Origin of the sequence: Pseudoalteromonas sp. S2721 (genome assembly GCF_005887425.1) — a bacterium.
In the GTDB taxonomy this organism is placed as follows: Bacteria; Pseudomonadota; Gammaproteobacteria; order Enterobacterales; family Alteromonadaceae; genus Pseudoalteromonas; species Pseudoalteromonas simplex.
Genome location: NZ_PNCZ01000020.1, coordinates 1 through 11,900, shown reverse-complemented (window position 1 = coordinate 11,900; position 11,900 = coordinate 1). Strand labels below are relative to the sequence as shown.

The following is an 11,900-nucleotide window of genomic DNA, read 5'->3' as shown; positions in this document are numbered from 1 at the left end:
CGCTGTATCATTGTTATTACTTAATTTGTTGGCGGAGTGGACGGGACTCGAACCCGCGACCCCCGGCGTGACAGGCCGGTATTCTAACCAACTGAACTACCACTCCACATTTTCGTTGCTGACTGAGTCTCCCCTGACAGCGGCGTGAATAATACGAATCACCCTCTAGTTCGTCAAGGGGTTTTTTGTATTTTTACAGGTTTTTTAGTCATCTGACATCGAAAGGTTTAAAATTTCACCTGATTTATCATTTTTTGAGCCGTTTTTGCCAACTTCATTTTCATTCGTTGCTTGCTCATCATTTTCGGTTTGATTTTTTTTCTTTAAAAACGGTAAAGAAATTTTAAATTTCAGCGGTTTCTTCTGAACAAAAATTCTAATTGCCAGCCAACCTAATAAAAGTACGGTTAAATTTCCAACAACAACTAAGGTCACCATCAACATGGTGGACGCTTTTTGTTCTTCTTCAAGAATTCGTTGTTGCTCAGCTTGCGCTTCTAAATCAATTTCAGGGCGAACAATTTCTGGTACAGCTTCAATTGGTCGCTCAATTTCAAATTTATACGTCGGTAACGTCGCCATAAATTCACGGTCATTTATGTTGCTACCAAATACAGAGAGCTCAACACTGTATCGTCCCCAATCATAATTTTTAATGGCCAGTTCCCGTGTCTGCGATTTATCAGCATCTAAAGAGAACATTTGCTCTTCATTATTAGGGTAATAAATTTTCCCTTGAATGAGCACAGTTTCTGGTTTGACGATTTCAGGGTTTAAGGTGATTGTTAAAATGTGGTCATCTTCATCTTGCTCAGCAAGGGCTATTTCATAATCAAAAGGCGGCTCATGCACGACTATCGGTTTTTGCACCACGGTACGCTTTAGTATAGGTGTTTCTATATATAGCTCTGGCTGCCACTCACCTGCCGGAAAGACCAGTTTAAACTCACCGGTAAACACACCATCAAGCGGACGCTCATCAAAGCCACGGCCATCATCTTTAAAGTCAGTAACACTTTGCGTACCTGCACCAAAGTTTGCGTAATCACTATTATTAGTGCTGACAAAATCAACGTGCAAACTGATCACATCTCTAAACTGACCAACTTCTATTGGCTCACCGTCATTTAATACGCGGCCCGTTAGTTTTACTGTTTCGCCACGAAACAGCATGGGCGGGAGTGGATCAACATTAAGCTCTATTTCACCCAGCACCATAATACGGCTATCAGGCAAGATACTGCCGACCACTTGCCAAGGGCCTGGCATTGGGTTGCTTATCGTTACCAAGTCATAGCTCAATTCATCATACCAGTCGAGGTCATCATTTTTAACTGAGTCAGTTGCATAATACTTAGTGCCGTCAGGGCGAACTAACACAACGGCAGGGGCACCGCGCTTACGAAAGAAGAGTAAAGTTACTTTATCGATTTTGTGATCGATACGAAAACGGTTCTCTAGCAGGGGAATTTCATTTTGCACCCCATCACGTTCTAATGGGGTTATTTTATTTTGCTCATTGGCAAATCCCGTGAAGGGAATTAAACACACTAATCCTGCTAGTAGTTGTTTTCTCATTTTATTACCTTATTCTGCACGCCATAGGCATTGGCCACCCTTTGCAACCAAGTCTAAACGCTCTTCGTGAGCGGCGTGCTCTTGTTCTGTTGCTCTTAATACTACAAGTGGTGCTCTATCAGCACTTAGTCGGCGAATACCACCAGCTTGTTGAGTTGAGCCTTCATCTTTATTTTGATTAAGATTCAGCTTTACTTGCCCTCCCGTCATCGACAGGTAAACATCGGCTAAGATCTCAGAATCCAGTAAAGCGCCGTGTAAAGTACGCTTTGAGTTATCAATATCGTAACGACGGCAAAGTGCATCAAGGTTATTCTTTTGACCTGGGTGCAAGTCACGCGCCATTTTTAACGTATCAAGTACACTACATACATCGGCAGTATTCGGAAAACCTTGATTTAACAATGCAAACTCATTGTCCATGTGGCCGATATCGAACGCTGCGTTATGAATAACAAGCTCTGCACCACGAATATACTCTAAAAACTCATGGGCAATTTGGTGGTACAGGGGTTTATCACGCAAAAATTCATTGGTGATACCGTGTACGTCTATTGCTTCTTCTTCTATTTCACGTTGTGGATTGATATACACATGAAAGTTGTTGCCAGTAAGACGGCGATTTACAAGTTCAACACAACCGATTTCAATAATGCGGTGGCCTTGCTTTGGGTCAATACCCGTGGTTTCTGTATCTAAAACTATTTGTCTATGTGCCATATCGTCTTAAGCCTGACTCTGGTATCTTTCTATATTCACTTTATTGTACACAATATCAAGGTAAAACAGTGCAGAAAACCGTAGAGATTTACACCGATGGATCATGTTTAGGAAATCCAGGGCCTGGAGGGTATGGCATCGTGATGCGATACAACGGTCACGAAAAGCAATTAAGCCAAGGCTATACCCTAACAACAAATAATCGGATGGAAATGCTCGCTGCTATCGTTGCACTTGAAACCCTCACCCGCTCTTGTCACGTCATTTTGACAACCGATAGCCAATATGTGAAACAAGGTATTGAGTCATGGGTTGATAATTGGAAAAAGCGCGGCTGGAAAACCGCGGCTAAAAAACCAGTTAAGAATGTCGATTTATGGAAACGACTCGATGCGGCCTGCCAACAACACAGCGTAGAGTGGCATTGGGTAAAAGGCCATAGCGGCAATAAATACAATGAGATTGTTGACGATCTTGCCCGCGAAGCAGCTGGCAGCGATCAATTACTTGAAGATACTGGTTACGACGGTAATTAAAGCCCCTTGAAATAAACTTGGCGCAGGTCGTTTTATATTTTTGTTATATGTTATAAGATTTGGCTATAATAAAATATAAAGGATTCATTATGGCTCTGCGCATTCACTCTTTTTTTCATCAACAAAGCGCCACTCTCTGTTACTTAGTCAGTTGCGAAAGCACTAAGCAGTGCTTGCTGATTGATGCGCCAGCTGATTTTGATATGCCAAGTGGTGAGTTAAGTTTTATCACAGCCAATGAGATCATCAGCTACATAAAGACTGAGCAGCTGACATTGCAATGGCTCCTTGAAACTCATGCCCATGCTGACCATATCACCGCAGCAAGTTATATAAAGCAGCAATTACACGACACACACCCTTGTAAACTCGGCACGGGTGAAGGGATCACACAAGTGCAACAGCACTTTAGCCAACTTTATAATCTTGATATGCCATGTAATGGTGAACCTTTTGATGCTCTATTTACTGATAAAGCACAATTTCAGTTAGGTGATTACACAGTAGATGTAATTGCCACACCGGGCCATACCCCTGACAGCGTGTGTTTTCACATTGATGGCAATGTATTTGTTGGTGACACCTTCTTTATGCCAGACAGTGGCACTGCCCGCTGTGATTTCCCAGGTGGCAGTGCCGGTGAGTTATATGACTCACTACAGCGAATTTTAGCTTTTCCTGACGATACGGTACTTTGGATGTGTCATGACTATCAACCAGATGGCCGTCCGCTGGCGAACAAAACCACAGTGAAAGAGCAGCGTGAGCAGAACATTCATTTAAAAGGCGATAAACAAAGCTTTATTGCGACTCGGGAAGGCCGTGATGCAACCTTAGCGGTACCAAAACTGTTACATCCTTCTATTCAATTAAATATTCGTGCAGGTCAGTACCCAAGCAAAACAGATACGCAACAACACTATTTAGCTATCCCGCTCACAGTGCTGCTTTGATGTTTGCCTGAGCCCTGCTCCTTTTACCGGCGAAAATTGTGGTCTTGCATGCCATTTAGGTTTAATTGGTGTCAGCGGGGCCACACGTTTTCGAGCCACCAGCATATACACACTGCCCATTGGCTTTAAATATTGTTGACCAAAACTGCGCCACGCAGCAAAACGTGACAAACGGTTGCCTCTTGCAAGCGATGAATGGATAAATCGCTCGTCCGAAATAATCTCAAAGCCTAATAGATTCAACCAGTCTTTTACTCGTGATGGCGTAAAAAAGCGCCCTGTCCAAGGTAACTTTTGGCGACTAAAAGGTAAAAGCTGCGCCAAGCCACACAAGCTAAACGGGTTAAAGCCCGTGATCACCAGATAGCCACCGGGAATTAAAGTACGGTGTGCTTCGCGTAAGATGTGGTGTGGATCAGAATGATATTCTAAGCAATGCGACAATATGCAAGCATCAACACTGTGCTCATAAAAAGGTAACTCATCGACATCTGCAATAACACCGGTAAATAACCCCTGCTCTGCGACACAAACTTGATGCTTAATAGGGCTTTCACTGGTTGCCAGCTCACCACTTAAATTACCAAGTTTGAGCATGTGATAGCCAAACATGCGTGGCAGCCATGGCGTTAGCTTACGTTCAATTTCAGCACGTAAATAGTCACCATGAGGGAACTGCTGCCAAGTGTATGGCTTAGGACCTTCTTGAAAACTAAGGGCTGGTTTCATTTTCTGAGCTCGTTATACTGTGTGTTAACTGTCACTTTATAGAGCAATTAAACATGGTGCAAGTTAAAGCAATTAAAGCCTTTTCTGATAATTACATCTGGTGCATCAGCAATGAAGCTGAGCAAACAGCCTGGGTCGTCGACCCCGGTCAAGCAGAGCCTGTTTTAAACTATCTGAGCGAGCATAACTTAACACTTAGCGGTATTTTGATTACTCATCACCATTATGATCATACCGATGGTGTGGCTGCACTGGTTAAGGAATTTCGTGATATTCCGGTTTATGGGCCAAGACATAGCCCTTTTAAAGGTATTACTCATGGCGTATCAGAAGCGGATAAAGTCACTGTGTATGATTACACCTTTACCGTGCTTGCAACACCTGGTCATACCCTAGACCATATTTGTTACATTAATGATGAATTAAGTTTTACTGGCGACACCTTATTCAGTGCTGGCTGCGGACGATTATTCGAAGGCAGCGCAGAACAAATGTGGCACTCGTTATGTAAACTAAGAGCCCTGCCAGATGAGTGTAAAATCTACTGCACCCATGAATACACGCAAGCCAACTTAGCCTTCGCAAAAGCTGTAGAGCCAAATAACGAATACCTTCTCAACTACAGTGATGAAGTTGATACTCTGCGCGCCAAAGACGAAATAAGCTTGCCAACCCAGTTAGGCGTGGAAAAACAAATAAATCCATTTTTACGTAGCAATATAGCAACAATCACTGATGAGCTGCCTGATGAGCTAAAAATTAATTTGGATCTGAATGAACCTTGGCAACGCTTTGCAGGTCTCAGAGCCTGGAAAGATAACTTTTAAAAAACGTAAACGCCGGTAGTTACAATTTTGTATATTTAGATCAGCATCTTGCAATAATAAGCTGACATAAACTGGTCATAAAGTGGCAATATGTTCTCAGAGCAGGTAATATTCGCCGAGTTTTTTTACCTGATGTATGGGTATATATGTATAAGTCTCCTTTAGTTTTATCACTTGCGCTGATTTTAAGTGGCTGTCAATTGACAGCTTCTGATTCAGCAAGTACAGATGTTGCGAGCAATAATGTTGAGCAACAATTAGACGGCGCAAGTCCGAGCGATATCAATGATGCATTGATGATCAACGCTCAATATCAACAATTAACCGATATTGATGAGCCGCCTCCTGTATTTGATGATGTATGGGAACGTATTCGCTATCAGCTTTCGATTGATGTGCCACAAAACCGCCCAGTTGTTGCTGAGCGTAACTATTATGCGCGTCATCAGGCCTATTTAGATCGTATCTCTAAGCGAGCTGAGCCTTACTTATACTTTATTGTAGAAGAAGTCGAAAAGCGTCAGATGCCAATCGAAATCGCACTTTTACCTATTGTGGAAAGTGCGTTTGATCCATTTGGTTATTCACATCGCAGTGCTTCTGGCATTTGGCAATTTATGCCACAAACCGGTGAGCGTTTCGATTTAAAACAAAACTGGTGGTATGACGGTCGCCGTGACATTGTGCAATCGACCCGTGCAGCGCTAGATTATTTATCATATTTACACAAAACCTTAGAAGGCGATTGGCTAAATGCCATTGCAGCCTATAACTCAGGTGAAGGTCGTTTACTTCGTGCCATTAAAAAGAACCGTAAAAAGCATTTACCAACGGATTTTTGGTCACTTGATTTACCAAGAGAGACCACTGCCTACGTACCTAAGCTATTAGCCCTGTCTGATCTGGTAAAACGCAGTGACGAATTTGGTGTTAAGTGGCAGCCAATAATTAATGCTCAAGTCGTTGAAGCAGTTAATGTAGGGAGCCAAATTGATTTAGCACTTGCCGCTGATATGGCAGGTATTAGCTTAACAGAGCTTTATCGTTTGAACCCTGGCTTCAATCGTTGGGCGACGGATCCAAATGGCCCACACTTTTTATTATTACCGTCTGATAAAGTTGAAGCGTTTACTGACAAGCTAGCTAAAACAGAGCAAAAAGACCGCCTACGCTGGCAGCAATATATTGTTGCGCGCGGTGACAGTTTATCTGTGATTGCGAAGAAGTTTTCGACAAGCACAAACGCGATTAAAACACTGAATAAGCTTTCATCGAATACTATTCGTGTTGGTCAGCAATTACTTGTGCCACTAAGCGATGGTGAGATTAATAGCCAGCATTTACCAAATTCAGTGCGTATGGCAGCTAATAAAGCAACACGTAAAAAACTTAGCCATAAAGTGGCCAGTGGCGATACACTGTGGGATATCAGCCGTGAGTACGATGTCACCATAGCTGAACTTGCAACATGGAATAAGCTGAAAAAAGACGCGGTACTGCGTGTTGGTCAAAAGCTAACTGTGTATAAACAGGAAAAGTCGCAACTTGCTGCTACACAAATCAAAGAGCGCACCATTACCTATAAAGTTCGTCGTGGTGACTCGTTAGCGCGCATTGCTGCTAAGTTTAATGTGTCTGTAGAAGATATTATTAAATGGAATTCATTAGCTGGGCAAAAATACATTCAACCTGGGCAAAAGCTTAAATTAAAGGTTGATGTTCGAAGCGCTTAATTGCTTAATTTAATATCAAAAAAAAGAGCGCCTAATGGCGCTCTTTGTCTCTCTCATTTAGTATTTATGCTTCAAAGTCCATAAGTGTAATAACTCATTGGCAATGGTCGCTGCAGCAATCGCTGTTAGTTCACTTTGATCATAGGATGGAGATACTTCAACCACATCCATACCGACCATATTAATGCCTTTCAATGCACGAAGTACTTTGAGTACTTTATCGCTGGTTAAGCCACCACATACTGGAGTGCCTGTCCCTGGAGCGAATGCGGGATCAAGGCAGTCAATATCAAAGGTTAGATACACAGGTAAGTCACCCACACGTGCTTTAATTTGCTCTGCGATATCTTGTGCAGGCAAATCATTAGCTGCCATTGCATCAATCACTGCAAACTCATGTTTGCTTTGATCAAAATCAGTACGAATACCGATTTGAATACTGTGATCAACATCAATAAGCCCTTCCATCGGCGCATGATAAAACATGGTACCGTGATCATAGCGAGAGCCATTGCTGTAAGTATCTGTATGGGCATCAAAATGCACTAATGCCATCTTACCATGTTGCTTAGCATGGGCACGCAGTAGCGGCAAAGTCACAAAGTGGTCGCCACCTAAACCTAATAATGTTTTACCTTGACGAAGAATTTGCTCAGCGGCTAATTCTAACTGCGCGGTAAAATATTCTGGGTCGCCTACTGGGTAAGTAAAATCACCCGCATCAGCTAATTTTAAACGCTCAAACAACGGAAACGTCCATGGGTACTTGGTTTCTTCCCATGCCAGGTGCACTGAAGCTCGACGAATTGCGTCAGGCCCTAAACGTGCACCAGGGCGACCTGAGGTCGCCAAATCAAAGGGTAAACCTAGCACCACTACATCCGCATCGATTGCAGTGATGTTTTGCACCATCGGCTGACGTAAAAACGTCATGCCGTTTGAATATAATGAATGATCTGTGTGGTCAAACAATGTCGACATTGCTTATAACTCTTCTAAATAAGTGTAACCATTTAAGCCAGTTTGCAGCTCATCTAATACGCTTTGCTGCTCAGTTTCTGGCAATTTAGCTGCCACCAGCTGGGCGTAAGACTGCTGGAAGCTTTCTACATCTAAATGTACGTAACGCATCATGTCTGCAACGGTATCACCTTCGTTAACTTCAGTGATTTGCGCTTGACCTTGCTCATCCATTTTTATAATTGCACTGTGTGTGTCGCCAAATAAGTTATGCATATCACCTAAAATCTCCTGATAAGCACCCACTAAGAAAAAGCCCATTAAGTAAGGTTTTTCTTCGCTAAATGCTGGCACAGGTAATGTGCTTTCAATACCTTGACCGTCTACATAGTGCTCCATAGCACCGTCTGAATCGCAGGTAATATCAAGTAACACGGCGCGTTTTTGTGGTGCTTCTGTTAAACCACTTAGCGGTAGAACAGGAAACACTTGGTCAATACCCCATGCATCCGGTAATGACTGGAACAATGAAAAGTTCACAAAAAACTTATCTGCTAAACGCGCATTTAATTCATCAATAATCGGGCGATGAAAACGGTTTTTGTTATCCATATGCTTGTTAAGTTCATAACATACACGTAAGTTAACTTGCTCCGCCCATGCTCGCTCTGTTAAATCTAACAAACCAAGTGCAAACTGATTATGTGCTTCGGCTAAATCGCCTTGGCTATCATGATAAATTTCAATTAATGCACGGTCATCATTGTCACCACTTAACTGTTGCCATGATGTCCACATATTCTTTAACAATAGGGGTGCATCAGCTGCTGGCGCTTGAATGTCTTCAGGTACATAGCTTTCGGTGCCGATAACATTCGAAATCAATACAGCATGGTGCGCTGTTAACGCACGACCTGACTCAGAAATAATGCGCGGCATTGGCTGCTCATATAACTTACAGGTATCACCGATGGTGTACACGATGTTATTAGCGTATTCACTTAGGCTATAGTTCATTGAGTTATGAGACTGACTGCGTGTACCGTCGTAATCTACCGCTAAACCGCCACCCACATCTAAGCAATCAATTTGTGCACCTAATTTACGTAACTCACAGTAAAAACGCGCAGCTTCACTCACACCTAAACGAACATCGCGGATGTTTGCCATTTGCGAGCCAAGGTGAAAGTGTACAAGTTGGATCAGATCAAGTTGATCAGACGCTTTTAAGCGATTGACCACACTGAGTACTTGCGATGCCGACAAACCAAATTTTGATTTTTCGCCACCACTTGCTTGCCACTTGCCCTTACCTTGCGACGCTAAACGTACACGAATACCAATGCGTGGCTTTACGTTTAACTCTTTTGCTTGGCTAAGCACCATGTCTAGCTCAGACAGTTTTTCAAGAACAATGTAAACCTTGTGGCCTAGCTTTTCGCCAATCAATGCTAAACGAATGTATTCTTGGTCTTTGTAGCCATTACACACAATGACAGCACTGGTTTTTTCAGCCATCGCTAATACAGTTAATAGCTCAGGTTTACTGCCCGCTTCTAGACCCAATTGTTTCTTTTCAATATCAGCTTGGCTTGCAACAATTTCTTCAACAACTTCACGCTGTTGGTTTACTTTAATTGGGTAAACAAGCAAATAGTCTTTCGGATAACCATAATTTTCAATAGCCGTGTTAAATGCCTGACATAAGCTATGTACACGATGATGTAAAATTTGTGGAAAACGAACTAGCGCAGGCAAGCTTAAGCCTTTGTCTTGTAATTGCTGTGCGATATCGATTAGTGCAATGGTTTGCTCTGGGGCATGGGCCTTTGGCGCAACATACACATCACCTTGATCATTAATACCAAAGAAACCTTGGCTCCAATGACGAACATTGTAACTCGTGCGAGCTTGTTCTAGTGATGTTGTTTCTTTCATCTATCTTTCTCTTTTATTTTAGTAATGCCGAAATCGGCAAGGGTTGTTGCCGCGCATTAAAAGAAAAATAGTGACTCAAGTCCAACAAGAATTTTTACTCGTAACGAGTGATTTTTGATGTGAAAAGCTAATCAACATCCCTGAATGTTTTTAAACCCTATTTCAAGGGACAGTCACTGAAAATAGTATTTAATAGGATCACATTCAAAGGGACAGTCACTGTAGAATATATATACGGGTAGATTACCTTTTCATATTATTGATTTTAATGGGCTGGTATTACTTTTGTGATTTCATCAGCGGCTGAAGAATTTGACCCTAACCATCTCCACGCTTCATATTGCTCGTTATCATGCCAAGTAATACCTATGTACTCTTGCCAGTTTTCGAAGTCTTTTGTGCGATATTTTTCAACCCCGCAACCTCCTGCGCCAAAAGAGGTGCGGCAAATTCTTACAGTGAGATAGGTGCCATCAAAATTCAGCTGCGATTGCTTATCAGCGCAAATACTTAAAGGACGAGTAGGAAATATAAGAATAACTTTTGTTTTTATAGTGCCATTATGGTTGAAGACACCAGAAAGACTGTAGCATGAGTTTAAATAGAGCTTAGTACTATTAATAATAAGGTCTGGTTGCCGACTCTGAGAAGTAATGGATACCTGTGAACTATCACCACAAGCAGCAATCAGAAAGAGCGTAACAAAGCCCAATAGTTGTAAGGTGAATTTATAAATAAAGATGACCTCACTAAAACATAGCTTACCACCTAAATTACTGATTTAGCCCAAGCTCCATAAACAAACTTTGTGGATTTTCGTTGTAATTACCAAACGGACCACAACGATTAAAACCTAAGTTTTCATATAAGCTAATTGACTCTGTTTGTTTAGGACCTGTTTCAAGACGAATAAGCGGTATTAGTTGCTCACCAGCTTGATGTAATAATATCTGCATAATTCGACGTGATAACCCTTTACCACGGTAGCTTGGTTTTACATATAAGCGGCGGATTTCACCATAAGGAGGGTTGCCTTCTTGCATAACGATTGCGCCGCATGCAACGATACCATCTTCATTTTTTAAGCCTATAGCATAAACATTAGGCTCAGCTAGCTCTTCAACACTTAAAGATTGAGCGGTAGCAACAGGGTATAGTGAGTTTATGAGTCGGTCTATATCAGAAAACACGCTTACTACTTCAGGATCATGTGGATTTAAATCGACTAACTGCATAAAGCTCCCATTTTTATATGTCTTTTTTGTTAACTATGTGAACAATAGTATCGGATATTTCCATTATCCTCTACTGTAGTTTTCAATAATGATTTTATAGGTACTGTTCGGACCGACATACTATCTCTAAGTTCAACTGTATGTAACCAAAAAAACGCCAAGTTGATAAAAACTAAAGTCTAAACTACACCACACCATTCAAGGTTAATGATTTATACCTATAGATTTTTTACCAGAGATCACTTCAGAGTTCGTAAAGCCTTTTTAAAGGGACAGTCATTTAAAACCAACAACTATTGTATTTTTAAAATCTGAAGGCAGTAATTTAAAAATATAAAGGTAAGTCAAAAAAATTACTTAACTTATTCTGTAATTATGTTTAGCGAGTGTGCTTCAGAGAGAATAGAGCTTTGACTTTAGCCTTCTAGGGCTAATTATTTCAAACAATTAAATTTAAAGCGTGAAGATAATAGCGATTTGAAATCACGTTAAAATAAACCTAGAAACTTAACTCGCTAATAAAGTTCGGCTATTTGTAATGTTACTTCGTCGCTTGCGAGCTGTTTTAATACAATAACTTTCAATAGCACCCACTCGACCTGCAGCTCCATGAAATAAGTTTTCAAACTGAGTTGTTAGCGTTAACCAGTTTTCAGCTTCGAAATTCAGTCTTTCAAGAATAGGAGGTAAA

Annotated in this window: 11 protein-coding genes, 1 tRNA gene and 1 pseudogene; 4 read left to right on the top strand and 9 right to left on the bottom strand. The window is 41.5% G+C overall.

Annotated elements, in window-relative coordinates; genetic code table 11:
- Nucleotides 1–29 precede the first annotated feature (29 nt).
- From CWC02_RS09135 to dnaQ, 3 genes are all read right to left on the bottom strand, one after another.
- Nucleotides 30–106: transfer RNA gene (locus CWC02_RS09135), tRNA-Asp, on the bottom strand.
- A gap of 98 nt (nucleotides 107–204) precedes the next feature.
- Nucleotides 205–1,578 (bottom strand): TIGR03503 family protein, encoded by a 1,374-nt coding sequence (locus tag CWC02_RS09130; RefSeq protein ID WP_138617795.1) that lies wholly within the window; start codon nucleotides 1,576–1,578, stop codon nucleotides 205–207.
- Nucleotides 1,579–1,587: 9 nt separating this feature from the next.
- Nucleotides 1,588–2,298: a DNA polymerase III subunit epsilon gene (gene dnaQ / locus CWC02_RS09125; protein ID WP_054551624.1), complete on the bottom strand. Its 711-nt coding sequence runs from the start codon at nucleotides 2,296–2,298 to the stop codon at nucleotides 1,588–1,590.
- Between the two features lie 68 nt (nucleotides 2,299–2,366).
- On the opposite strand from dnaQ, the gene rnhA reads away from it, so the two are divergent.
- Entirely contained in the window at nucleotides 2,367–2,834 is a 468-nt protein-coding gene (rnhA, locus tag CWC02_RS09120; protein ID WP_138617793.1) for a ribonuclease HI, read from the top strand.
- An 89-nt stretch (nucleotides 2,835–2,923) separates the two neighbouring features.
- A complete protein-coding gene (locus CWC02_RS09115; protein ID WP_138617791.1) occupies nucleotides 2,924–3,787 on the top strand; it encodes an MBL fold metallo-hydrolase in 864 nt (287 codons plus the stop codon).
- Here CWC02_RS09115 and CWC02_RS09110 read toward each other — a convergent pair.
- On the bottom strand, nucleotides 3,758–4,516 hold the full coding sequence (locus CWC02_RS09110) for a class I SAM-dependent methyltransferase (RefSeq protein ID WP_054551627.1): 759 nt from the start codon (nucleotides 4,514–4,516) through the stop codon (nucleotides 3,758–3,760). The two genes, CWC02_RS09115 and CWC02_RS09110, sit on opposite strands and share 30 nt — an antisense overlap.
- A gap of 53 nt (nucleotides 4,517–4,569) precedes the next feature.
- On the opposite strand from CWC02_RS09110, the gene gloB reads away from it, so the two are divergent.
- Both gloB and CWC02_RS09100 read left to right on the top strand, forming a co-directional pair.
- Entirely contained in the window at nucleotides 4,570–5,343 is a 774-nt protein-coding gene (gene gloB / locus CWC02_RS09105; RefSeq protein WP_138601833.1) for a hydroxyacylglutathione hydrolase, read from the top strand.
- 146 nt (nucleotides 5,344–5,489) lie between these two features.
- Nucleotides 5,490–7,076 carry a LysM peptidoglycan-binding domain-containing protein gene (locus CWC02_RS09100; RefSeq protein ID WP_138617789.1) on the top strand — a complete coding sequence of 529 codons (1,587 nt, stop codon included), beginning with the start codon at nucleotides 5,490–5,492 and terminating at the stop codon, nucleotides 7,074–7,076.
- Nucleotides 7,077–7,133: 57 nt separating this feature from the next.
- Here CWC02_RS09100 and speB read toward each other — a convergent pair whose 3' ends face one another.
- From speB to CWC02_RS20830, 5 genes and pseudogenes are all read right to left on the bottom strand, one after another.
- Nucleotides 7,134–8,057: an agmatinase gene (gene speB, locus CWC02_RS09095; protein ID WP_054551630.1), complete on the bottom strand. Its 924-nt coding sequence runs from the start codon at nucleotides 8,055–8,057 to the stop codon at nucleotides 7,134–7,136.
- A gap of 3 nt (nucleotides 8,058–8,060) precedes the next feature.
- Nucleotides 8,061–9,974 (bottom strand): biosynthetic arginine decarboxylase, encoded by a 1,914-nt coding sequence (speA, locus tag CWC02_RS09090; protein ID WP_054551631.1) that lies wholly within the window; start codon nucleotides 9,972–9,974, stop codon nucleotides 8,061–8,063.
- A gap of 265 nt (nucleotides 9,975–10,239) precedes the next feature.
- On the bottom strand, nucleotides 10,240–10,686 hold the full coding sequence (locus CWC02_RS09085; RefSeq protein WP_138617787.1) for a hypothetical protein: 447 nt from the start codon (nucleotides 10,684–10,686) through the stop codon (nucleotides 10,240–10,242).
- A gap of 61 nt (nucleotides 10,687–10,747) precedes the next feature.
- Nucleotides 10,748–11,209 (bottom strand): GNAT family N-acetyltransferase, encoded by a 462-nt coding sequence (locus CWC02_RS09080; protein WP_054551633.1) that lies wholly within the window; start codon nucleotides 11,207–11,209, stop codon nucleotides 10,748–10,750.
- 507 nt (nucleotides 11,210–11,716) lie between these two features.
- Nucleotides 11,717–11,900: pseudogene (locus CWC02_RS20830) on the bottom strand (hypothetical protein); the annotation flags it as partial.